The organism is Actinoplanes sp. NPDC051475 (assembly GCF_040689425.1).
In the GTDB taxonomy this organism is placed as follows: Bacteria; Actinomycetota; Actinomycetes; order Mycobacteriales; family Micromonosporaceae; genus Actinoplanes.
In genome coordinates this window covers 1-22,675 of record NZ_JBFAZZ010000015.1, presented here as the reverse complement: position 1 = coordinate 22,675, position 22,675 = coordinate 1, and the positions used below count along the sequence as shown (strand labels likewise).

Here is a 22,675-nt window from a genome sequence, read left to right as displayed (position 1 = left end):
CTGCTGGACGTGCCGCTCAGCTCGGCTCGGCGGCGTGCTTGCTCACGTAGACGGTGCTGCGCGCCTCCGGCTGGCCTGCGCTGGGGCGGGGGCGCGGCCGGGGACGGGGACGGGGCGGCGACGCTTCGACCGCCGGAAGGTGCTGCGTGGCGTCTGCGCCCCCGCTGCGACGGCGGCGCACGGGGATGGAGGAGCGCCGGAAGCGCCGAGAGTCTTCGTCCGCGGTGCTGCGCGACCAGGCGAGATCCGGCAGCGGGGCGTCGGGCAGGTCCGGGACGGTCCAGATCGGGCCTTCGGCGCTCTCCGGCCGTCCTGCATAGCCGGACTCCCGCCCTGATCCGCTCTCCTGCCGTGCCCTGGCCTCCTGCCCTGCGCCAGCCTCATGTGCTGCGCCAGCCTCATGCGCTGACCCGACCTCCCGGCCATGGTCGCTTCCCTGGCGGGGCCTGGTCTCGCGTCCGAGCCCGCCTTCCGGCCCGGGGCTGCTCTCCCGTCCGGGCTCGTCAAGGTTCGGGACGGCGGGCGCGATGCCGGCGTCGCGGTCCCGGCGGCTGCGGTACGGCGCGTTCCGCTCCTCGGGCACGCTGTTCTCGTCATCCGCCGCCCAGTCCACGACGGTGTCCTCGTCCAGACGCCGGCGCCGCGGGGCGAACTCGCCACGCGCCTCGTCGCGGGACCACGCGCGCGGGACTCCGATGCGGTCGTCCGGGCGCGCCGGCGGCCACTGCGGGACCACGGCGGTCAGCTCGGATTCCGCCGCCGGGGCCGGATCGAAGCCCGAGGCCGGCGGGTAAGGCGGGACGGCCGGGATCCGTTCCACCGGCACCGGCCAGCCGTATCCGGCATCGGGAACCGGCGTCCAGTAGTCACCGGAAGCCGGCTCGTCGCGGTACTGGGGGCGAACCCAGCCCTCGACCCGGTCGCCGTAGCGGCGCTCGGACCGGCGGCGGCGGAACGGTGGCTCCGCCTCGAAGGGGTCGACGTCGTAGCCGCCGACGGCGAAGGGATCCAGCGCGGCCGGGAAGCTGCCGGAGGCGTCGGTGTCCTGCACGGCCTCGAAGTCGCCGGAGAGCTCCGGGTCCTCGAGATCGGCCTGCTCCCGGCCCGCCGGGACAGCGGCGAACGGAATGTCCGCAAGCCGCAAGTCATCGCCGGCGAGCCACTCTTCGTCCTCGCCGGCCGATCCGAGACCGTCTGCGCCTGCCAAGCCGAGACCGTCCGAGCCCACCAAGCCGAGACCACCTGCGCCCGCCGAGCCGAGACCGTCCGCACCGGCCAGCGCGAGATCGTCCGCGCCCGCCAAGCCGAAATCGTCCTCTGCCCGTCCGAAATCGTCCGCGGCCGCCAAATCGCGAGCGTCCTCCCCTGCCGGTCCGACATCGCCATCGCCGACCGGCCCGAAGCCGTCGCTGCCCACCGGCCCGAAGCCGTCCTCGCCAACCAGTCCGAGGGCGACGAGACCGTAACGCTCCCGGCCGTCGGAGTCGCCGTCCAGGTCGCGATCAACGTCCTCGCCGTCGCCCTGCCTATCGAGATCGGGCGTGACGTCCAGGTCCGGGGTAGCGCCCAAACTCACCAACCGCACGTCCGTGGGTCCCGCGGTGGGAGCGTCGGCCGGGCTCTCCGCCTCCGCGACGGCCTGGCGAGACCGCCGAAGGCCGAACGTCGTGCGGCGGCGGGTGCGAGTGCGGTTCGCGTCTTCACCAATCGCCCCCTCCTCCGCGGTCCCGGCGGCAAGACGGACGACGGCCGGCGGCTCGAGTGCATCCGGTGCCGTCCCGGACGGTTCGGCCACCGCGGGTTCCAGCGGGCTCGCCGGGGACTCGGTGGTGGGTGACATCGGCCAGAACCGGCGAGAGGTACGGGGTTCCGGCACCGGCACGGCGTCCCGCTCCGCCTCGGCGGGCCGACCCTTGCGCTCCGCCTGGGCGGACTGACCGGCACGCTCAGGCTCGGCGGACCGACGCCCGGCCCCGGCACCCTCACGCTCAGCCCCAGCCGAACGACGCCCGGCCCCGGCACCCTCACGCTCGACCGCAGCCGAATGAAGCCCAGTGCCGGCACCGTCCTGATCCACCGAAGCCGATCGCCCACGCCGCCGCCCGGAGCCGTCCGAACGCCGGCCACTGCCACGCCTGCCGGCCCCGCCGGCGCCGGCGGCACCCGCAGCACCCCCGGCACCCCGGTTTCGCGCAGCCCCGTTGTTTCCGCGGCTGCCGCCGAAGAGCGCCTTGCGGAACACAATCAGCGTCGCGATGCCACCGACGATCAACACCACGCCGACGGGGGTCATCCATGTCGTCACGGGGGTTGTAACGAATGGTGCATTAGGAACGAAACGATCCCGGCTCGACGCTGCCGGGGCGCACCGCTCCGCCCTCCTCGATACGATCTCCAGCGGTGCGGACGCGTTCGCGTACGCGCCACACACAGGCAGCGGCAACGCCGGCCACGGACACGAGGTCGCGCAGCGCAGGCGGCGCAAACAGCGTGCGAGCGCGGGACAACGCGGCCCGGCGCGGCGAACAGCCGTACGGGCGCGGCAAGTGGAGGCACAGTGACGACCCAGCAGGACGTGGAGTCCGACATCCGCACCACGGCCGGCAAGCTCGCCGACCTGGCGCGCCGGACCGACGAGGCGGTGCACGCCGGCTCGGCGCGGGCCGTGGAGAAGCAGCATTCCCGCGGCAAGAAGACCGCTCGGGAGCGCATCGAGATGCTGCTCGACGAGGGTTCGTTCGTGGAGCTGGACGAGCTCGCCCGGCACCGCTCGACCAACTTCGGGCTGGACAAGAACCGGCCGTACGGCGACGGCGTCGTCACCGGCCACGGCACCGTCGGCGGGCGCCAGGTCTGCGTCTTCTCGCAGGACTTCACCGTCTTCGGCGGCTCGCTGGGCGAAGTCTTCGGCGAGAAGATCGTCAAGGTGCTGGACCTGGCGATGAAGATCGGCTGCCCGATCATCGGCATCAACGACTCGGGCGGCGCGCGGATCCAGGAGGGCGTGGTCGCGCTCGGCCTCTACGCCGACATCTTCTTCCGCAACGTACGCGCGAGCGGCGTCATCCCGCAGATCTCCCTGATCATGGGCCCGTGCGCGGGCGGCGCGGTGTACTCCCCCGCGATCACCGACTTCACCGTCATGGTCGACCAGACGTCGCACATGTTCATCACCGGTCCGGACGTCATCCGTACGGTGACCGGCGAGGACGTCGGCATGGAGGAGCTGGGCGGCGCCCGTACGCACAACTCCCGCAGCGGCAACGCGCACTACCTGGCGGCCGACGAGGACGACGCGATGGACTACGTGCGCGCGCTGCTGTCGTACCTGCCGAGCAACAACCTGGACGAGCCGACCGCCTTCGACGCCCCCGCGGATCTGACGCCGGGCGACGCCGACCTGGCCCTCGACACGCTGATCCCGGACTCGGCGAACCAGCCCTACGACATCCACCACGTGGTCGAGGCTGTCGTCGAGGACTTCCTCGAGGTCCAGCCCCTGTACGCGCAGAACATCGTGGTCGGCTTCGGCCGGGTGGAGGGGCGCCCGGTCGGCGTCGTCGCCAACCAGCCCATGCATTTCGCCGGCACCCTGGACATCGCCGCGTCGGAGAAGGCCGCCCGCTTCGTCCGTACCTGTGATGCCTTCAATATCCCGGTGGTCACGTTCGTCGACGTGCCGGGCTTCCTGCCCGGCACCGGCCAGGAGTGGGACGGCATCATCCGCCGGGGGGCCAAGCTCATCTACGCGTACGCCGAAGCCACCGTCCCCAAGGTCACGGTGATCACCCGCAAGGCGTACGGCGGCGCGTACGACGTCATGGGCTCCAAGCACCTCGGCGCCGACATGAACTTCGCCTGGCCCACGGCGCAGATCGCGGTGATGGGCGCCCAGGGCGCGGTGAACATCCTCTACCGCGGCGAACTGGCGGCCGCCGAAGACCCCGCCGCGATGCGCGCCGAGCTGATCTCCGAGTACGAGGACACGCTGGCCAACCCGTACATCGCGGCGGAACGCGGCTACGTGGACGCGGTGATCGCCCCGTCGCAGACCCGGATCCAGGTCACGCGCGCCCTGCGTACGCTGCGCACCAAGCGCGAGACGCTCCCGCCGAAGAAGCACGGCAACATCCCGCTCTAGTGGCGGATCAGAAGCGCCCCGCCGTAGACGAGGGCGCCGAGCGACACCAGCCAGAAGACGAAGAGCCAGACCACGTCACCGATGAGGGTGTGCTTCTGCAGCAGGCCCGCATCGGTGGCGGGGTCCGTCCGCATGGCCCAGAAGAGCTCTGGGACCTGCCGCACGCCGCCCATGAGCAGGAACCAGACCCACACGTACGCGAAAGCGAGCTGAACCGCCCCCGCCGAGCGCATGGCGACCACCCACAGGATCGCGCCGACGAAGAGGATGACGAAGACGCCGAAGAGGTTCCGCACCATGATCAGCACCCCGGCGAGGAACACCAGGCTGAGAAACAGCACGGACCGCGGGTCGGCGTCGTGCACGAGCAGCTGGACGCCGGCGAAGCCGAAAATCGACGGGCCGAGATAGCCGGCGACCAGCGACACGAATCTCGACAGCCAGTTCTCCGTGCCGGCCACCATCTCCCCGCCGCCGTTGTGGAAGATCTTGACGTGCTTGACGGCCGAGCCGAACAGCCACCCGAACACCGCATGGCCGCCCTCGTGAGCGATGGTGATCGCGTTGGTCGTGTAGCGCCACAGGGGCACGGCACCGACGAACGCCACGACCGCGGTGCTCCACGCCATGCCCAGCTCAGCAGCCATATCGCCGAACCTACCGACCGCCGCCGTGACCCGCATCACACTGTCACCGATCGGCTACATGTGCGGGCGGAAGGCTCCGGGACGAGCCCGCGCGAGTCGGCCACGCGCGGCCAGGAGGGCTGGGGCCGAGACCCCCGCGAACCGGCTGCCGCCGCGGCTACGGCGTGGTGCTCAGCTCCGGCAGCCACTGACCCGCCAGCATGAAACCGCCGATCACCAGCGCGGCCACGTCGACGGCGAGGAAGACCCCGACCCAGAACAACGCCGGTACGTGGGTGAGCCCGGCCAGCTGATCGGCGTCGGAGTCGGGCATCCGGCCCCGGCCGCGGAGCTTCTGCAGCTCGAACACCGGCCGCACACCCCCGACGAGCAGGAACCACACCCCCACGTACGCGAAAGCCGCCTGGACCTGCGGTGACGCGTACCAGGAAACGGCGAAGACGATCGCCCCGGTAACCACCACCGAGACCGCGCCGAAGACGTTCCTGATGTTGATCAGCATGAGCAGCAGTAACAGGACCGCAAGCCACAGCAGCAGCGTGATCCGGTTCCCACCGAGCAGCCAGGCACCGCCCAGCCCGATCAACGACGGCGCGACATACCCGGCGAGCAGCGTGAACATCATGCCGGGCCCGGTAGGCCGCCCAGCCGACAGCGTCAGCCCGGACGTGTCGAACTCCAGCCGGATGCCACGAAGCTTGCGGCCGGTCAGCAGCGCGACGAGGGCATGTCCGCCCTCATGCGCGATGGTGATCGCGTTCCGGGCGATCCGCCACAGCGGGCGGAACGCCACCACGAGGAGGGCGATCACCGCAGTGACCAGGACGAGGAATCCAGGAGGGTCCGGCTGAGCGCTGAACAGCGTCTCCCAGAGGTCAGTCACCGAGTCGATCGACACAGCCCGGCAGCGTAGCCGATCACCGCCCCTGCCCGCCCCGCGCTCCTCCGCAGGTGTCGTCCGTCGGCAGCGATCAGGCCCGGCGGCGCAGCACGGCCGAGGTCTGCGAGCCGGTACGCCGCTGCAGGCGCCGAGCACTCGCGACGCCGCCCGCCACCAGCATCGCTCCGGCGGCCACCAGGAGCATGGTCACGAGGCCGACAGCCACCGCGAGAATGGCGACGTCAGCGACCGCGACCAGCATCCACAGCGCGATCGTGGGCTTGCTGCCGTGTCGGCGGAACATCGTGCACCTCCAGCTCGATGATCGACGTTGATACCCACTCATCGATCACCTCACGCACGGAGCTCACGACAGCGGCTTGAACCCGTCGTAAATGACCTGCAAATCCTTCTTCGCCGCATCCCAGTCCTCGGGCGAGGTGTACCAGTTGATGCTGTACGCCTGCTTCGGCCCGGTAAGGAAGTTCCGCTTCACGGCATGCTGCCGATTCCCACTCGACGTGGTGTACAGAAACTCCCAGTCGACGGCCTTCTGGAAATAGTCGACCGGCACCATTCTGATGCGCTCATAATTCCGGTACTTGCCGCCGGACCGCGACGCCTCCTGGTCCTTCCAGTCGGCCATCGGATCGGCCGCGGGCTGGTCGGTCTGCGCGAGCAACAGCAGCCGATTGCCCCACCGGAACTGAATCTCGTCCGAATTCGAGGCATCGACCGAAGCCGCGTCGGGCACCGGCACGGAGAAACCGGTCCGCGGGTTCCCGTACATGCGCCAGCCCTTCGGCAGCGCCGAATCGGCCGGAGCGGAACTGGCCGGGGCACTGGGAGCCGCACTGGACTGCTGCTGCTTGGGAGGCGGCGCGGCGGCCGTCGACTGCTGCGGCTGGGCGACACTCACCGTGGGCGCCACCCCGGCCTGACGGCCCCGGTCAGCAGCCCGACCATCCCCGTCGTCCGCGAAAGCAAGCGGAATCAAAAGCCCAACAAGCAACAGTACGGCGGCCAGCAACGCAAACCCGATAACGGTCTGCCGCCGGGTGAGCGTGACCCCGAAAACGGTGAGCCCCCGCCGCCCACCGGACGGAGCCCGGAAGTCCATCGGCTGCCAAGCAGGCCGATTAGCCGACCCCAGCCCGGGCGCCCCGGAAACAGGCGTGACGGGACCGGAGGAACCACCCACCCCCGACCCGGTCGCGCCGATGACCCGGGTACGAACCGGAGCATCCTCGGCCTGCGCAGCGGCAAGCCGGCGAGCCCGCCGAGGAGCCATGTACGGCTCCGCCACAACCGTGGCGTCATCCTTGGCCGCAGCACCCGAGTCGCCGCCCGCCGCCGCCCCGGCAGTACTGCCGCCGCTCGCAGCACCCTTCACCGCACCGCTATCGCCGCGGCTGTCCTTGGGCGCGCCGTCCTTGCCGGCGTTTTCCCCGGTGCGACTGTCCTTGCTCGCGCTGCCCTTGCTCGCGCTGTCCTTGCTCGCGCTGCCCTTGCTGGCACTGCCCACGGCGCGACTGTCCCTGGTTGAGCTGTCCTGGGTCGAGCTGTCCTGGGTTGAGCTGTCCTTGGTTGAGCTCTCCTCGCTGCCGCTGACCTTGCCGTCCCTAGCACCGCCGTCCTTGGCGCCGTTGCTCTCGACATCGCTGGTCTTGGCGGTGCCTTCGGCGTCGGCGTGCTTCGCGTCGGCATCGGTGCTGCTCAGCGCGGCTCTTTCACTGCCGTTCTTTGCCTGCTTGCTCGGCGCCCGTTCGTCTGCTGCGGCGGTTGCGGGGGTCGAGTCGGCGGCGGGCTCGCTCGCAGCCGACGTGTCAGTGACCGATTCCTCCGCGACCGGCTCGTCCCCGGCCGGCTCATCAGCCGCCGACCCGCCAACGACCGACCCGCCAAAGGCCGCCTTATCGGCGGCCGACTTGTCCGAGGCCGACTTGTCCGAGGCCGACTTGTCCGAGGCCAGATCGTTCCCGGCCGGCGTGTCGGCGACCGGTTTGTCAACGTCGACCTGGTTGTCCGTCTGCACCCTCGCGGCCGACTCACGCTTGTCAACACTGGCAACCGGCGCGGCCGCCTCAATCTTGGCCTCGGAAGACGTCGCCGCCGCTTCGGCGGTTGCAGCTTTCGCAGCTGGGGTGGCAGCTTGACGACCGCGACCCTTCTTGCGGCCGGCCTTGCTCGAACCGGCACCGGCCCGAGCACCCACAGCGGGCTTGGCCACTTGACCGGTCTTGCCGGGCTCCGAGGACGTCGCGGCCTTCGCCTCCGCGACCTCTGCGTCGCCGGGCTTCGCCTCGTCACCGGCGGTTCCGCCGTCAGCGGCAGCTGCTTGCGCCTCACCGGCCTGGGTGGCCGGTTCCTCGACGGTGGTCGCAGCCTTGGCGGCCGGCGACTCCGCCGCGGCGGCCGAACCGGTCTTCGGCTGCGCGACCGGCTCGATCTCGGTGACTTCGGCGGAGGTCCGAGCCGTCTCGGCCTTTGCGGCGGCTGAGGGCTGCGCGGCCGGGGTGGGCTCCGGCTTCGCTGTCTCGGGCTCAGCGGTGGGCGCCGCTGCGGCGGGGGTGGGCTCCGGCTTCGCCGTCTCGGGCTCAACTGTGGGCGCCGCTGCGGCCGGGGTGGGCTCCGACTTCGCCGTCTCGGGCTCAACTGTGCGCGCCGCTGCGGCCGGAGTGGGCTCCGGCTTCTCCGTCTCGCGCTCAACTGTGGGCGCCGGTGGGGCTGTTGGAGCCGGCGCGGCTTGCGGTGGAGTGATGGCGGTGGGGGCCTGGACGACGCGGTGCCGGCGGGCTGCGGCTACCTCTTCGACCGTGAACGACCCCAGGGCGGAGCCCGCGCCGCGCATCGTCGCGTCCAGGGCAGGGGGCCCTTCCGCTCCTGCTTCCGGTCCTGGGGGCGGCGGCTTTGCTGTGCCCGTACGGGAAAAAGGCGCAGGCGGGCCCACCTGGGTCTGGTCGATCGCGGGGTTCTTCGGGTCGATGCGCGTCGGAGCGTCCCCCGGGCGCGGTGAGCGACCCACCGTGGCCTTGCCCGGGGTGAAGATGGGCGCCCGGCCGGTCGGCGCGCCGCTCTGCGGACGATGCTCCGGGGCTGCGGGATCGATCGGCGGCCGCGCCGGAGCCGTCGGGGGCGTGGCGGACGCGCGGGCGGACGTCACCGGCGACCGGCCCGCCGGAGTGACACCGGGGTGCCCGGGAGCTACCGGCGGCGTGGCGCCGCTCCGGCCCGTCGCAGCCGGCGGCGTGGCGCCGCTGCGGCCTGGAGTGATCGGCGGCGTGGCGCTGGCCCGGCCCGATGTGGCGCCCGTGCGGCCAGGGGTGACCGGGGGTGTCGCGGCGGCGGCCCGGCCCGGGATCGCCGGCGGTGTGGTGCCGGCGCGGCCCGGAGTGATCGGCGGGCGACCGGACGTGATGGGCGGGCGCGGTCCCGGCACGACCGGCGCGCTGGCCGACACGCCAGGCACGACCGGCGGGCGTTCGCGGCCGACGCCGGGGCGGCGCATCGTGGGGCTCATCGGGAAGCTCAGCTTCGACCGCCGGCCGGTGGCGCGCAGCAGCAGGCGCTCGGCCTCGTCGGCGTTGATGCGGTGCGCGGGATCCTTGCGCAGCAGACCGTTGAGGACCGGCTTGAGCGGACCGGCGTTGCGGGCCGGCGGCGGGTTCTCGGTCGCGAGCGCGGCCAGCGTGGCGATGGCGGACGGGCGCGCGAACGGAGACGCCCCCTCCACCGCGGCATAGAGCGTCGCTCCGAGCGACCACAGGTCGGCGCCCGGACCGGCAGTGCCGTCGCGAGCACGCTCCGGAGCAATGTACGCGGGTGAGCCCAGCACCAGCCCGGTGCGCGTCACGTTCGGGTCGCCGGGCACAGTGGCCAGGCCGAAGTCGGTGAGCACGACCCGGCCGTCCTCGCCGATCAGCACATTGCCGGGCTTGACGTCGCGGTGCACGACCCCGGCACGGTGCGCGGCACGCAGGGCACCGAGGACGCCGAGGCCGATCTCGGCGGCGCGTACCGGGTTGAAAGGCCCGTCGGTGGCCAGAATGTCCTGCAAGGAGCGCGAGGGCACGTACTCCATGACGATCCACGGATCCGCGTCGGTCCGCAGCACGTCGAAGACGCGCACCACATTGATGTTGTTGAGCCGGGCGATCGCCCGCGCCTCGCGCAGCGACCGTTCCCGCATCTCCTGACGCTCGTCCGGCGTCAGCCCGGGAGGAGGTACGAGCTCCTTGATCGCGACATCACGATGCAGGACGACATCGGTCGCCCGCCAGACACGACCCATCCCGCCCTGACCGAGCGGCGCGACGAGCCGGTAGCGGTCAGCGACAACAAGCGGGGGGGAAGTAGACATCACGCAGAAAATACCCGGTCATGTCGAGCCGCAGCGAATCGATCAGCCGAGTGTGGGACGCGTGTCACCGAGTACCGGCGGGTAGACCGTACGCTTGATCAATGGATGAGGAACCGCTGGTCAGCGTGGTGCGTGGCGTACCGACCGCAGAAGAGCTGGCCGCCCTGGTAGGAGCATTGATCAGCACATCCATCGGTACGGATCCAGCCAAGTCGAGACCATCGACGGACGCCTGGCTCCGGAGCGCCCGCCCGAGTCCGGGAAGAGGGTCGTGGCGGGAGTCGGGACTACCCCGCTGAACCGTTCACCGAGATAGCCCGTGTCGGGTGTACGGCACTGTCCACAGCTGTGGGTACGGGGTCGAAACACGGGCGGTCACCGACTAGTCTCGCGGGGAGATTTCGCAGTCTCGGGGGAGGGCACAAGCGGTGCACGAATTGCCGGACAGCACGATCACGAGCTTCGCCTCGATCGAAACCGACATCCAGGCGATGGAGGAGTTCGCCAAGACCCTCGCCAACGAGGTCCAGGCCGGATACGACCCGAACCTGCAGAGAGTCACGACGGCGATGCTCACCCAGCTGCCGAAGGCCAGCGCCCTCATGCCTGAGCTGCAGAGCTTCCTGAAGGTGCACAACGAGGTCCAGAACCAGACCTTCGCCAACACCTTCAACTTCCGAGACGGTACGCACGTCTTCGCGACGGCGGCCCAGTCGATCAGCGAGGAGTACCGCAGCACCGACGCGTACGCGCACGCCAAGGTGACCGACGTCGAGAAGGCCTTCACCGACGCCACGACCCAGGGCCCCGGCGGCGAAACGGAGACCCACTGATGCTCATCGCAGGCGGAGGCGGCGGCTACGGCGGCACCGACTGGAACTCGAAGGACGTCCGCTACATGTGGTCGGCGATCGCCGACCAGGACACCGACAAGCACTACGACGTCGTGTCCGGCTGGAGGCAGACCGCAGACCTCACCCTGACCCACCTAGGCCAGGTCCGGATGTACCGCGACAACCTTGCATCGGTGTGGCCGCCCTCGAAGAGCCCAGCAGCAGCCGCCTACATCGAGCGCCTCGACAGCCTGATCACCAGCCTCCAGGCGACACACGACGCGGCTTCGGCCAACTACACGGCCTTCGCAACGGTGACGCTGACGCTGAGCCTGGCCCGCAACAAGCTGAAGCCGATCGTCGACCAGTACGAGGCCAACGAGAAGGCGAACCTGGCGTGGCAGGCAAAGATCGACGCCCAACCGGTCGACCCGACCGAGCCACCGAAGATCTCGTTCCCGCCGGTGTCCTCGGTGCAGCAGGAACAGCTGAACAACCAGGCGCGGGTCATCATGTACGACCTGAGCAGCACGGTGATCAGCGGGCAGAGCGCCCTGCAGAAGCCCAAGCCGTACGACCCCAACGACCTGGGCAGCTCCGGCGGGGAGGAGCGAACAAATCGGGACGACGGATCCGGATTCGCCGTTCCGCCCATAATTCCACCGCCTGGAGGGGGGAGCGTCGCCCCCACACGTTCATCGACTCCGTCGAGCAACTTCACAACACCCCAAGGCAGTCAACTGCACTCGTCCCCGATCATCCCCACCTCCGGCGGAGGACACCCGACGGGGCAGATCGGCGGCGGCCCGATCCTCGGTGGTGCAGGACCGGGCACAATAAGTCCACCTGCGAGCCCACCAGCTCTTCCGTCAACACCCACGCCGGGCCCAACTCCTGCACCGAGCCCGCCTGGACTGATTCCCGGCCTCCTGAATCCTGACAATGGCGGCAAGCTGCCTTCTGCTACCTACGCGCCAGGAACCAGCCGCCTTCCTAACGGGACGAGTATGCGGCCGAGTGGGGCGGCACCGACCGGACGAGTGGTGAATCCACCGGGAGGCGTGATCGGCTCGAGTCCATCCGGCAATCTGATCGGGCAGACGCCCTCGACTGCGCCCAGATCTCGCCCAGGTGGCCCAGCCAGAGTGAATCCTGTTGGGGGCGTTATCGAACCGAACGGCTCTCGGACAGGACGTGGCTCCCCGCCCCGAACCGCACTACACCCACAGAGCACGAACGCCTTGGCGGCCCCTCCACGCGCACGCGACCAACGTGACGATGGCAGCGGGGAAAGGCATTGGGATCCCGACAACCCGTGGGTCACCGATGAAGGCGTCGACCCAGTACTGATGCCACCGCCCGAGGCATCTCCCATCGACCCCGGGCCTGCTATCGGTTACCACAGATGATCCGAAAACTTGCGGCCGGCACAGTGGCAGCAGCGCTCGCTTTCACCGGCACTTGTTTTCTTGGCTCGCCCGCACATGCCGACGACATCCGCGATAGTCAATGGCATCTCAAATATTTGAAGATTGCCGAGGCGCATCGCCTGAGCACGGGCAAAGGCGTCATTGTCGCAGTCATCGACTCCGGCGTCAGCAAGCACCGAGATCTGTCCGGAAGCGTCCTCAATGGAATGGACTTCGTTAAGCGAGGCGGTACGGGGCAGAACGACGTCAACGGACACGGAACCAGCATGGCAGGGATCATCGCAGCACACGGCTCGAATGGAAACGGCGTTCTGGGCATAGCCCCGGACGCAAAGATCCTACCTATCCGCGTCTTGGGCAAGGGGGGACGGAATGCTGAGATTGGTCCTGCGATCAAGTACGCCATAGCCCACGGAGCTGACGTAATTAATATCTCGGTCAGCGGAGGACTCGACCCGGCGACTATCGCTGCGGTGCGTGCCGCGTCCGACGCTGACGTCGTTGTCGTCGCTGCGGCGGGCAACAGTCCACGCGATGCCGGAGTTACGGCACCTGCGGTGCTGGAAAGCGTGGTGGCCGCGGCGGCGATCAATAGATCCGGAAGCAAAGCAGACATCTCGGTCGCGGGACCGGCAATCGACTTGGCCGCGCCCGGCGAGGACATCACCACGACCACAAACCAGAACGAATACGCGATCAAGCAGAAAGGCACATCGGACGCGTCGGCGATGATTTCGGGTGCTGCGGCTCTACTGCGTAGCAAGTACCCAGACATGAGCGCCGAAGAGACGGTTCAGCGGCTCGAGACCACCGCGACTGACAAGGGTGCGCCGGGGGTCGATGACGAGTACGGGCACGGCATCGTCAACATCGTCGCCGCCCTGAACGGCACGGATGTTCCCGCGTCCGGACAGCAGAGCAGTTCCGCCCCTACCGCCTCCGCCCCCGCCGCGGCCCCCACCCAGCCCGCCCAGGCCTCCCCCCACACCGACCCCGCCAGCGACAAAACGCCCCTGATCATCGGCGCCGTGGTCCTCGTCCTGCTTGCTGGTCTCGCCGGCGTCATCTGGGTACGGCGGCGGTCGTCTGCCCGCTCCACCTGACCCGCACCGCGAGCCGGACAGTTAACGCCGACCAAGCAGCTTGTAGCGTAGGCCTCCGTGCGGAATGACGACGGTTACCGGTTAGTGCTCGCCTCTGCCAGCCCTGCGCGGCTGGCTCTCCTACGAACTGCCGGATTCGACCCCTCGGTCCAGGTCAGCGGTGTCGACGAGTCCGTTGTCGACTCGACCGATGCATCCGAGCTGTGCCTGGCCCTGGCGAGGATGAAGGCGAGGGCCGTCGCTTCCACTCTGCCCCCGGATCCTGATGTCCTCGTCCTCGGATGCGACTCCGTCCTCGCCTTCGACGGTCAGATTCTCGGCAAGCCCGCCAACGCCGCTGATGCCGTCCGCCGGTGGGTGGCGATGCGGGGACGGTCCGGCGTACTGCACACCGGGCACCACCTGACCGATCTCAGCGGCAAGCAGGCGGAAGAAGTCGGCGCCACCGTCGTGCACTTCGCTGATCTGAGCGATGCCGAGGTCGAGGCGTACGTCGCCACCGGCGAACCTCTTCACGTCGCCGGGGCTTTCACGATCGACGGGCTCGGTGGGGCTTTCGTCGAGCGGATCGAGGGCGACCACGGCAACGTCGTGGGGCTTTCGCTTCCACTGTTCCGGCGCCTGCTCCAGACCTTCGGCGTCAGCGTCCCCGAGCTGTGGAAGAAGACCCCGGCCTAGGAAGAAGACCAGGCCCAGGAAGAAGGCGCCAGCTCAGGGATAAGGCCCGACCTGGGACGGCGCCAGCCTGGGAAGAGAAGACCTAGGAGGACGCCAGCCTGGGAAGAAACGGCCGCCGCGCCACGCAAGAAGCGAGCGCGACGGCCACCCCAATTACCGAACGCTACGAGCAAACGACCGCGCCGCCCAGGCAACCGCAGCCACCGCCAGCACAGCCATGATCAGCAACCCTTGCCACACCGCCGGAGCCCCCAGATCCCCCCGGAACAGGGCCCGCGTCCCGTCCACCGCCCAAGAGAACGGGTTCCAGTCCGCGATCCCCTGCAGCCACCCCGGCGCGAACGTCAACGGCAGCAGAATCCCCGACAGCAACAGCACCGGCTGAGCCACCGTGTTCATCAACGGCGCCAGCGCGTCCTCGCTCTTGACCGCCAACGCCACCCCGTACGACACCGCCGACGTCATCAGCGAGATCAGGGCCAGCATCAGGTACGCCAGGAGCAGGTTCCCGAGGAACACTCGCAGGTCGAACACCAGCGCCAACAACGTGATGATGACCGCCTGCGCCAGCAGGGACACCGTGTCGCGCAGGGACCGGCCCAGCAGCAGGGCGAGGCGGCTCACCGGGGTGACCCGGGAGCGTTCGATCACGCCCGCGCGCAGCTCGGCGATCAGCCCGAATCCTTGGAAGAGCCCGCCGAAGATGGCCAGCAGGACCAGCAGGCCGGGCACGAAGATCTCGTACGCCTCCGCGTTCGTCCGCACCCCCAGGGCCGGCTTCAGCAGCGGGGCGAACAGCAACAGGTACATCACCGGCTGGAAGACGCCGACCAGGATCCAGACCGGGTTTCTCAGCAGCAGCAAGGCCTGCCGCTGGAAGATCAGCCAGGTGTCGCGCAGCAGCTTCATCGTTCAGTCCTCCCTCAGGGAGCGGCCGGTCTTGGTCAGGAAGACGTCGTCGAGGCTGGGGCGGTGCAGCTCGATCGTGCCCAGTTGCACCTCGGCGGCGTCCAGGGCTCGCAGCACCAGGGGGATGGCCGAGGCGCCTTCGTCCACGTAGAGGCGGACGCTGTCGTCGTGGGTCTCGAGTTTGTTGACGAACTCGGCCGAGCCCAGTGCCTCGGCCGCCAGGGCCGGGGAGGCTACTCCGACCCGTACGACATCTCCGGAGATCTCCCGTTTCAGGGCCGCCGGCGTGCCGGAGGCGACGATCTCGCCGTTGTCCATGATGGAGATGCGGTCGCAGAGCGCGTCCGCCTCGTCCAGGTAGTGCGTGGTGATGAAGATGGTGATGCCGTCGGCGCGCAGCCGGCGGATCTCGTCCCACATGTGGGCCCGGCTCTGCGGGTCGAGGCCGGTGGTGGGTTCGTCGAGGAAGACCACCTTGGGGTCGTGGATGATGCCGAGCGCGATGTCGACCCGGCGCCGCTGGCCTCCCGAGTACGTCTTGCACTTGCGGTCCGCGTACTCGGAAAGCTGGAAGCCCTTGAGCACGCCTTCGGATCGGGCCAGCGCCTCCTGCTTGGAGATGCCGTAGAGGCGCGCCTGGAGGACGAGTTCCTCGCGGGCCGTGGAGTCGTCCCAGGTCGCTCCGCCCTGGGCCACGTAGCCGATGCGGCGGCGCACCTCGGCCGGGTTCTTGAGCAGGTCGGCGCCCGCGATGACGGCGGTGCCGCCGTCGGGTTCGATGAGGGTCGCCAGCATGCGCAGCGTCGTGGTCTTGCCCGCGCCGTTCGGCCCCAGGAAGCCGAAGATCTCGCCCTCGTCGACGGTCAGGTCGACGCCGCGGACGGCTTCGACCGTTTTCTTCTCCTTGCCCTGGCGGGACGTGAACGACTTGCGCAGTCCCCGCGTTTCGATCATCTCGGCCCCCACTCGTGGGCGGGCAGGTGCCCGCCGCCCGAGGCAGCGTAGGACCGTCAAGCCTGACTAGTCAAACTTGATTACTGCGCCGGAAGCTGCGCCGGGAAGTACGGCGTGTCCGCCTCGACGAGCCGCGCCACCCGCTCGCACCAGCGGATCTCGGCCTCCGCCCGGTCCATGGCGAGCTCCCACATCCAGCTCACGTACACCGGCTTCTGCTTCGCCCAGTCCGAGCCCATCGCCGCCGAGAGCTGCTTGTTGCCCGCCGAGAGCTGCATCGCGCGGTTGCGGAGCGCGGCCACGGCCTCCTCGCGCGGCATGGCCGGCAGGAACGAGAACGCCGCCATGAACGGGTCCGGCGTGCCGGCGACGTTCCACCAGTTGGTGCGGAGCAGCGCATGGAACTCGTCCGTGCCCTTGTCGGTGATCTCGTACGTCGTGCGGGCGGGACGCGCACCCACCTGCTCGGTCGCCACCTCGCGCAGCAGTCCCTCCTCGGCGAGCTTGCGAAGGCCGTGGTAGATCGAGCCGGGCTGCACGTTCGCCCACTTGTCGGCGCTCCAGCTCAGCAGCTCGCGGCGGACGTCGTAGCCGTGGACCGGCTGCATCCATTGGACGACGCCGAGGATCATCATGCGCGTGGCGGACATGCGCTCAGCGTAATAACCAAACTTGACTGAGCGCGCGGTCGAGGCCGGACGATAGGCTCAGGCCCGTGCGCAAGGTATTGATCGCTAATCGCGGCGAGATCGCCGTCCGTGTCATCCGCGCCTGCAGCGACGCGGGCCTGATCAGCGTCGCCGTCTACGCCGACAGCGACCGGGACGCGCCACCCGCGCGGCTCGCCGACGAGGCATGGGCCCTCGACGGCGAGACGGCGGCCGACACCTATCTGCGCATCGACAAGCTTCTGGACGTCGCGGCTCGCTGCGGTGCCGACGCGGTGCATCCCGGCTACGGCTTCCTCAGTGAGAACGCCGAGTTCGCTCAGGCCGTACTCGATGCGGGATTGACCTGGATCGGACCCACGCCGGCGGCGATCCGCGACCTCGGCGACAAGGTCACCGCGCGGCACATCGCGCAGCGGGCCGGCGCGCCGCTCGTGCCGGGCACGGCCGAGCCGGTGGCCGGCGCCGACGAGATCGTCGCGTTCGCGAGCGAACACGGGCTGCCGGTCGCCATCAAGGCGGCCTTCGGCGGCGGCGGGCGCGGCCTGAAGGTGGCCCGCACGCTGGAGGAGATCCCGGCCCTCTTCGAGTCGGCGACCCGCGAGGCGGTGGCGGCGTTCGGCCGCGGTGAGTGCTTCGTCGAGCGCTACCTCGACCGGCCGCGGCACGTCGAGGCCCAGGTCCTGGCCGACACGCACGGCACCGTCATCGTCGTCGGCACCCGCGACTGCTCACTGCAGCGCCGCCACCAGAAGCTGGTCGAGGAGGCCCCGGCGCCGTTCCTCACCGCCGAGCAGCGCGAGCGCATCCACACCAGCGCCAAGGCGATCTGCCGGGAGGCCGGCTATCACGGCGCCGGCACCGTCGAATACCTGGTCGGCCAGGACGGGACCATCTCGTTCCTCGAGGTCAACACCCGCCTGCAGGTCGAGCACCCGGTCAGCGAGGAGACCGCCGGCATCGACCTGGTCCGCGAGCAGTTCCGCATCGCCCGCGGCGAGCCGCTGGCCCTGACCGCCGACCCCGAGCCGCGCGGCCACTCCATCGAGTTCCGCATCAACGGCGAGGACGCCGGCCGCAACTTCCTGCCCGCGCCGGGCACGGTCACCACGCTCACCTGGCCGTCCGGCCCGGGCGTGCGAGTCGACGCGGGCGTCGAGGCCGGCAGCGTCATCGGCGGCAACTTCGACTCCATGCTGGCGAAGATCATCGTGACCGGCGCGACCCGCGCCGAGGCGCTCGACCGGGCCCGCCGGGCGCTGGACGAGACCGTCATCGAGGGCATGGCGACCGTCCTGCCGTTCCACCGCCTCATCGTGCGCGACCCCGCGTTCACCACCGAGCCGTTCACCGTGCACACCCGGTGGATCGAGACCGAGTGGGCCGGCGGGGTGCCGCCCTTCACCGCCGCGGCCACCGCGGCGCCCGACGCCGAAGAGCGCCGCACCGTCGTGGTCGAGGTGGGCGGCAAGCGCCTGGAGGTGCGCCTTCCGGCCGATATGAATACGGGCGCACCCGCCCCCAACCGCACCACCGCCCCCCGCCGCCAGGGCACCCGTACGGCGTCGGCAGCCCCCGGCGGCGCGGCCGCGTTGACGGCCCCGATGCAGGGCACCATCGTCAAGGTCGCCGCCGCCAACGGTGACACCGTGGCCGAGGGCGACGTGATCGTGGTCGTCGAGGCGATGAAGATGGAGCAGCCGCTGCAGGCGCACAAGGCCGGCACGGTCAACGGCCTGAGCGCCGAGGTGGGCAACACCATCACCGCCGGCACGACGATCTGCACGATCGACGACTAGTTCCTGTCCTCCCGCCGGCCGCGGCCGTACGGTCGCCCTCAGGGCGGCCAGGCCGCCGCGGGAGGATTTCCATGAGGCAGAACCGGAAGCTGATCCGCGCCGTCGTCCTGCTGGTGACGGCCGGTGCCTTCTTCGTCGCATCCCCGACCCCGCACGCGTCGGCCGGCACGTTGCTGTTCGCCGACGAGTTCAACGGCGCCGCCGGCTCCGGCATCGACGGAAGCCGGTGGGCCTACGACATCGGCGGCAGCGGCTGGGGTAACGGCCAGCTCGAGTACGACACCGACAGCACCGCCAACGCCGCCATGGACGGTGAAGGCAACCTGGTCTTCACCGCACTGGCCGACAGCGGCGGCAACGCCTGCTGGTACGGCCCGTGTCAGTACACCTCCGCACGCCTGACCACCTGGGGCAGGCTCGCGGTCCAGACCGGCGTCCTCGAGACCCGCATGCGGATACCGTGCGGGCAGGGCCTCTGGCCGGCGTTCTGGGCGCTGGGCACCGATCTGCAGGCCGTCGGCTGGCCGGCCAGCGGCGAGATCGACATCATGGAGAACCTGGGCTCCGAGCCGTACACCGTGCACGGTTCCCTCCACGGACCCGGATACGCCGGGGTGGGCTCCCGGATGGGCAGCTTCAGCATCGGCAGCCCGCTCTGCTGGGACTTCCACACGTACACGGCGGTCTGGACGACCGGCGACGTCTCGTTCTTCCTCGACGGCTTCGCATACGCCCGCATCACCGCGGCCCAGGCCGACCCCTGGGCGTTCAACAAGCCGTTCTTCCTGGTGCTCGACCTGGCGGTGGGTGGCTCGTGGCCGGGCAGCCCGGACGCCGGCACCGTGTTCCCCGCCCGGCTGCGCGTCGACTACGTCCGGGTCTTCAGCCTCTGAGGAGCCGGCCCGGGAGCGCCCGCTGTTCCACAATGTCGTGAGCAGCGCGGGCGGCAACGAAGGTCGGGCCGCCGGTACGGGACCTACCGACGGCCCGGGCGCAGCGCACCCGGCGTGGCCGGGCGGGCGCCGGTCGTCCGGGCGCCGAGAACGGGGGACCCGGCATTCCGAACTGCTACCAACGTACGCGCGCCCGCGCCGCACCAGAAGCGGACGATCACGGCGCGAATCCGGTGAGAATGGCGGAAACCGCCCGCGTTATGGACCACGCGTACGCCGCGGAGGACGTACCGTGTCGGGCATCACCGTTAGCCGGGCCTGATCAGGGCGCATGCTGAACTCAGCCCATTCTCAGGTGCGCCCACGGACAATGCCGTGGATCCTGGAGCCGTGAGGTGGCCTAGCCGATGACCGACCTGTTGACCATCATGGCGACACCGGCGTGGGCTTATCTCGCTCTCTTCGGTTTCCTCGCCGTCGACGCGATGGTCCCCGTGGTGCCCACCCAGGCCATCATGATCACCTCTGGCGCGCTCACCGTCTACGGCAATCTCAACCTTGCGCTCGTCATCGTCGTCGGCGCCCTGGGGATGTTCGCCGGCGACTCCATCGCCTTCGTCCTCGGGCGGACGGCCGGTCACGTCGGCGGCAACTGGGTCGGCGAGCACCTCTCCGCCCTGCGCAGCCGTTTCGCGCCCCGATCCGAGAACGGCGACAAGGCCGGGTCGCGCACCAAGAAGGCCGCCGAGCGTTTTACTCGAGGTCTGCGCAAACCTGGCCCGCTGGTGCTGCTGCTCTGCCGCTTCGTGCCGGGCGGGCGGATGGCGGCCGGCTACCACGCCGGCCGCGCCGGTTACCCCATCAAACTCTTCGTGCTCTACGACGGCGGCGCCGCGCTGGCCTGGGCCACCTACGGCGGCCTGGTCGGTCACGTCGGCGGCACCGCGGTGACCCAGTCGGCGTGGCGGCTGTTCGCGATCGCCGCGACCGCCGCGGCGATCTTCGGCACGGCCGGCTGGATCCTGGCCCTCTTCGGCGGCCGCAAGGACGCCGAAGAGCAAGCCGAGGACGACAGCCGGGCCCAGGACCAAGTGAACGCCGAGGACGACGTCAAGGCCGAGGACGCAGTGAATGCCGAGGAAGAGGGGCCGGCCGAGGCCCCGGAGCGGGCGACCCGCTACTGAAGGTCGTGCAGCATCAGCTGACGGGCGGCCTCGGCAATCGAGCCGGACAGCGACGGGTAGATCGTGATCGTGTGGGCCAACTGGTCGACCGTGAGGTTGTTCTCGATCGCCATGGTGATCGGCAGGATCAGCTCGCTGGCCTTCGGCGCCACCACGACCCCGCCGACGATCTGGCCGGTCGCCGGGCGGCAGAAGAGCTTCACGAAGCCGTCGCGCAGCCCCGCCATCTTGGCGCGGGCGTTGCCGGTCAGCGGCAGCATCACCTGGCGGGCCGGGACCTTGCCGAGGTCCACGTCGTTCTGCGAGACGCCGACGGTGGCCAGCTCCGGGTCGGTGAAGACGTTGGCGGAGACCGTACGCAGGCGCAGCGGCGCGACGGCCTCGCCCATGGCGTGCCAGATCGCGATGCGGCCCTGCATGGCGGCGACGCTGGCAAGCGGCAGGACCCCGGTGCAGTCGCCGGCGGCGTAGATGCCGGGCACGTTCGTCCGCGAGACCCGGTCCACGGTGACGTAGCCGCCCTGGGCGACGTCCACGCCGTACTCGCGAAGGCCGAGATCGGCGGTGTTCGGCACGGCGCCGACGGCCATCAGGGCGTGCGAGCCGTTCACCACTCGCCCGTCGGCCAGGGTGACCTCGACGCCGTCGCCCTTGTTGACCACCGAGTCGGCGCGTGACTGGTTGAGGATGGTCATGCCGCGTTCCCGGAAGACACGCTCGATCGCCATCGCGGCGTCGGCGTCCTCGTGCGGCATGACCCGCTCGCGGCTGGAGACCAGCGTCACGCGGATCCCCATCGCCAGGTACGCGCTGGCGAACTCGGCACCCGTCACGCCGGAGCCGATGACGATCAGGTGCTCGGGGAGCTCGGCGAGGTCGTACACCTGACGCCAGTCGAGGATGCGCTCGCCGTCGGGCCGGGCGGTGGGCAGCACGCGCGGGGTGGCGCCGGTGGCGATCAGCACGGTCGCGGCGTCCACCGCGTACGGGGATCGGCCGTGCGGGGTGACGATCACCTGGTGGGTGTGGCCGAGCGTGTCCTCGCCCAGCCGGGCCCGGCCCTGCACCACGTCCACGCCGGCCTTGACCAGCTTGGCCTGGATGTCGCCGGACTGGGCCAGCGCCAGCTTCTTGACCCGCTCGTTGACGGCCTTGGCGTCGACCGTGACGCCCTCGAGCCCCGCCGACCGGACCCCGAACCGCTCGTTGTGGCGGTAGCCCGTCACCACCTCGGAGCTGGCGATGAAGGTCTTGGACGGTACGCAGTCCGAGAGCACGCACGCGCCGCCGGCGCCGTCGGCCTCGACGAGGGTGACGTCCGCGTCGAGCTGAGCGGCGACCAACGCCGCCTCGTACCCGCCGGGCCCACCGCCGATGATCACGATCCGACTCACGCGCTCAACCTCCATTGTTACGTTTCGTCACTTACGTGACTGAGATGTGCCGACACGCACGTCTCGTATTCTCCCCCAACGGCCTGCCGGGCTATCGTCATCGCCGTGGGTCATTACGCCGCGTACGGCTCCAACCTCGATCCGGCCCGGATGCGGGCCTATTGTCCGCACTCCCCGATGGTGGGTGTCGGGTGGGTCGAGGGCTGGCGCCTGACCTTCGCCGGCGAGGGCGACATGGGCTGGGAGGGCGCGGTCACCACGATCGTCGAGTCCCCCGGCGACCGCGTCTTCGTCTCCCTCTACGACGTGCACGCCTGGGACGCCGCCCAGCTCGACGAGCTCGAGGGCGTGACCGCTGGGGCGTACCAGAAGCTCACGGTGCGGGTCTCGACGCTCGAGGGCGACATCAGCGCGTGGGTCTACGTCTTCGACGGCTACGAGGGCGGCATGCCGACGGCGTGGTATCTCTCGGAGATCGCCAACGCTGCTGAGAAGGCCGGCGCGCCCGACGACTACGTCAACGACCTGCGCAAGCGGCCCACCCGCACGTCGTCGCCGGAGATCTAGATCCAACGCCGTTCAGTTAGGCGGTTGGTGTGGTCGTCAAGGGTCGGGGATGACGATGTCGATGCTGGTGGTGGCTTGGTAGCTGCGCCGGTCGATGTTGGGGCCGCGGGCTTGGTATTTGCTGTTCGAGCGTTTGATCATGCGGGTTTTGGTGCGTAGGCGGCGTTCGGGTAGCAGGTGGGTCAGGACGTCGGCGCCGATGACACCGACCAGATCGATGATGGTGTCGGCCAGG

Annotated in this window: 19 protein-coding genes and 2 pseudogenes; 11 read left to right on the top strand and 10 right to left on the bottom strand. The window is 69.9% G+C overall.

Features of this window, described 5'->3' with window-relative positions; all coding sequences use genetic code 11:
• Positions 1 to 16: 16 nt before the first annotated feature.
• Positions 17 to 1,795 carry a hypothetical protein gene (locus AB0368_RS27920; protein WP_366156952.1) on the bottom strand — a complete coding sequence of 593 codons (1,779 nt, stop codon included), beginning with the start codon at positions 1,793 to 1,795 and terminating at the stop codon, positions 17 to 19.
• Between the two features lie 762 nt (positions 1,796 to 2,557).
• Between AB0368_RS27920 and AB0368_RS27915 the strand changes: the two genes are divergently transcribed.
• Positions 2,558 to 4,141, top strand: a complete 1,584-nt coding sequence (locus AB0368_RS27915) for an acyl-CoA carboxylase subunit beta (RefSeq protein ID WP_366156951.1) — start codon at positions 2,558 to 2,560, stop codon at positions 4,139 to 4,141.
• Here AB0368_RS27915 and AB0368_RS27910 read toward each other — a convergent pair.
• From AB0368_RS27910 to AB0368_RS27900, 3 genes are all read right to left on the bottom strand, one after another.
• Positions 4,138 to 4,788 (bottom strand): M50 family metallopeptidase, encoded by a 651-nt coding sequence (locus AB0368_RS27910; protein WP_366156950.1) that lies wholly within the window; start codon positions 4,786 to 4,788, stop codon positions 4,138 to 4,140. The two genes, AB0368_RS27915 and AB0368_RS27910, sit on opposite strands and share 4 nt — an antisense overlap.
• A 157-nt stretch (positions 4,789 to 4,945) precedes the next feature.
• A complete protein-coding gene (locus tag AB0368_RS27905) occupies positions 4,946 to 5,686 on the bottom strand; it encodes a M50 family metallopeptidase (protein WP_366156949.1) in 741 nt (246 codons plus the stop codon).
• A 73-nt stretch (positions 5,687 to 5,759) separates the two neighbouring features.
• Entirely contained in the window at positions 5,760 to 5,972 is a 213-nt protein-coding gene (locus tag AB0368_RS27900; protein WP_366156948.1) for a hypothetical protein, read from the bottom strand.
• A 916-nt stretch (positions 5,973 to 6,888) separates the two neighbouring features.
• On the opposite strand from AB0368_RS27900, the gene AB0368_RS27895 reads away from it, so the two are divergent.
• A complete protein-coding gene (locus tag AB0368_RS27895) occupies positions 6,889 to 7,824 on the top strand; it encodes a pentapeptide repeat-containing protein (protein WP_366157149.1) in 936 nt (311 codons plus the stop codon).
• A 935-nt stretch (positions 7,825 to 8,759) separates the two neighbouring features.
• Here the strand turns inward: AB0368_RS27895 and AB0368_RS27890 are convergent.
• Positions 8,760 to 10,028 (bottom strand): annotated as a pseudogene (locus tag AB0368_RS27890) (protein kinase); the annotation flags it as partial.
• Between the two features lie 101 nt (positions 10,029 to 10,129).
• Between AB0368_RS27890 and AB0368_RS27885 the strand changes: the two are divergent.
• The 5 genes from AB0368_RS27885 (at position 10,130) to AB0368_RS27865 (ending at position 14,072) form a co-directional block, all read left to right on the top strand.
• A complete protein-coding gene (locus AB0368_RS27885) occupies positions 10,130 to 10,327 on the top strand; it encodes an acyl-CoA carboxylase subunit epsilon (RefSeq protein WP_366156947.1) in 198 nt (65 codons plus the stop codon).
• Between the two features lie 129 nt (positions 10,328 to 10,456).
• Positions 10,457 to 10,861 (top strand): hypothetical protein, encoded by a 405-nt coding sequence (locus AB0368_RS27880; protein WP_366156946.1) that lies wholly within the window; start codon positions 10,457 to 10,459, stop codon positions 10,859 to 10,861.
• A complete protein-coding gene (locus AB0368_RS27875; RefSeq protein ID WP_366156945.1) occupies positions 10,861 to 12,270 on the top strand; it encodes a hypothetical protein in 1,410 nt (469 codons plus the stop codon). Before AB0368_RS27880 ends, AB0368_RS27875 begins: the two co-directional genes overlap by 1 nt.
• Complete coding sequence (gene mycP / locus AB0368_RS27870) at positions 12,267 to 13,394, top strand: type VII secretion-associated serine protease mycosin (RefSeq protein WP_366156944.1); 1,128 nt, start codon at positions 12,267 to 12,269, stop codon at positions 13,392 to 13,394. Before AB0368_RS27875 ends, mycP begins: the two co-directional genes overlap by 4 nt.
• A gap of 57 nt (positions 13,395 to 13,451) precedes the next feature.
• On the top strand, positions 13,452 to 14,072 hold the full coding sequence (locus AB0368_RS27865; RefSeq protein WP_366156943.1) for a Maf family protein: 621 nt from the start codon (positions 13,452 to 13,454) through the stop codon (positions 14,070 to 14,072).
• Positions 14,073 to 14,225: 153 nt separating this feature from the next.
• Here the strand turns inward: AB0368_RS27865 and AB0368_RS27860 are convergent, their stop codons facing one another.
• From AB0368_RS27860 to AB0368_RS27850, 3 genes are all read right to left on the bottom strand, one after another.
• Entirely contained in the window at positions 14,226 to 14,981 is a 756-nt protein-coding gene (locus AB0368_RS27860; RefSeq protein WP_366156942.1) for an ABC transporter permease, read from the bottom strand.
• A gap of 3 nt (positions 14,982 to 14,984) precedes the next feature.
• Positions 14,985 to 15,935: an ATP-binding cassette domain-containing protein gene (locus tag AB0368_RS27855; protein ID WP_366156941.1), complete on the bottom strand. Its 951-nt coding sequence runs from the start codon at positions 15,933 to 15,935 to the stop codon at positions 14,985 to 14,987.
• Positions 15,936 to 16,015: 80 nt separating this feature from the next.
• A complete protein-coding gene (locus AB0368_RS27850) occupies positions 16,016 to 16,585 on the bottom strand; it encodes a PadR family transcriptional regulator (protein ID WP_366156940.1) in 570 nt (189 codons plus the stop codon).
• 65 nt (positions 16,586 to 16,650) lie between these two features.
• Here AB0368_RS27850 and AB0368_RS27845 point away from each other — a divergent pair, with 65 nt between their 5' ends.
• From AB0368_RS27845 to AB0368_RS27835, 3 genes are all read left to right on the top strand, one after another.
• The gene (locus AB0368_RS27845) at positions 16,651 to 18,402 is read left to right on the top strand and encodes a biotin carboxylase N-terminal domain-containing protein (protein WP_366156939.1); all 1,752 of its coding nucleotides are present in this window, start codon (positions 16,651 to 16,653) and stop codon (positions 18,400 to 18,402) included.
• Between the two features lie 71 nt (positions 18,403 to 18,473).
• Positions 18,474 to 19,295, top strand: a complete 822-nt coding sequence (locus AB0368_RS27840) for a glycoside hydrolase family 16 protein (protein ID WP_366156938.1) — start codon at positions 18,474 to 18,476, stop codon at positions 19,293 to 19,295.
• Between the two features lie 407 nt (positions 19,296 to 19,702).
• Entirely contained in the window at positions 19,703 to 20,479 is a 777-nt protein-coding gene (locus AB0368_RS27835; RefSeq protein WP_366156937.1) for a DedA family protein, read from the top strand.
• Here AB0368_RS27835 and AB0368_RS27830 read toward each other — a convergent pair.
• On the bottom strand, positions 20,473 to 21,873 hold the full coding sequence (locus tag AB0368_RS27830; RefSeq protein WP_366156936.1) for an NAD(P)H-quinone dehydrogenase: 1,401 nt from the start codon (positions 21,871 to 21,873) through the stop codon (positions 20,473 to 20,475). The genes AB0368_RS27835 and AB0368_RS27830 overlap by 7 nt on opposite strands.
• A gap of 105 nt (positions 21,874 to 21,978) precedes the next feature.
• Between AB0368_RS27830 and AB0368_RS27825 the strand changes: the two genes are divergently transcribed.
• The gene (locus tag AB0368_RS27825; protein WP_366156935.1) at positions 21,979 to 22,440 is read left to right on the top strand and encodes a gamma-glutamylcyclotransferase; all 462 of its coding nucleotides are present in this window, start codon (positions 21,979 to 21,981) and stop codon (positions 22,438 to 22,440) included.
• Between the two features lie 36 nt (positions 22,441 to 22,476).
• On the opposite strand, the pseudogene AB0368_RS27820 reads toward AB0368_RS27825, so the two are convergent.
• A pseudogene (locus AB0368_RS27820) lies at positions 22,477 to 22,675 on the bottom strand (transposase); the annotation flags it as partial.

Coding starts and splice junctions, on each gene's coding strand:
- AB0368_RS27910 (WP_366156950.1), bottom strand. CDS start 4,788: ATGGCTGCTGAGCTGGGCATGGCGTGGAGCACCGCGGTCGTGGCGTTC.
- AB0368_RS27900 (WP_366156948.1), bottom strand. CDS start 5,972: ATGTTCCGCCGACACGGCAGCAAGCCCACGATCGCGCTGTGGATGCTG.
- AB0368_RS27895 (WP_366157149.1), top strand. CDS start 6,889: ATGACCCGGGTACGAACCGGAGCATCCTCGGCCTGCGCAGCGGCAAGC.
- AB0368_RS27885 (WP_366156947.1), top strand. CDS start 10,130: ATGGATGAGGAACCGCTGGTCAGCGTGGTGCGTGGCGTACCGACCGCA.
- AB0368_RS27875 (WP_366156945.1), top strand. CDS start 10,861: ATGCTCATCGCAGGCGGAGGCGGCGGCTACGGCGGCACCGACTGGAAC.
- mycP (WP_366156944.1), top strand. CDS start 12,267: ATGATCCGAAAACTTGCGGCCGGCACAGTGGCAGCAGCGCTCGCTTTC.
- AB0368_RS27860 (WP_366156942.1), bottom strand. CDS start 14,981: ATGAAGCTGCTGCGCGACACCTGGCTGATCTTCCAGCGGCAGGCCTTG.
- AB0368_RS27855 (WP_366156941.1), bottom strand. CDS start 15,935: ATGATCGAAACGCGGGGACTGCGCAAGTCGTTCACGTCCCGCCAGGGC.
- AB0368_RS27850 (WP_366156940.1), bottom strand. CDS start 16,585: ATGTCCGCCACGCGCATGATGATCCTCGGCGTCGTCCAATGGATGCAG.
- AB0368_RS27840 (WP_366156938.1), top strand. CDS start 18,474: ATGAGGCAGAACCGGAAGCTGATCCGCGCCGTCGTCCTGCTGGTGACG.
- AB0368_RS27835 (WP_366156937.1), top strand. CDS start 19,703: ATGACCGACCTGTTGACCATCATGGCGACACCGGCGTGGGCTTATCTC.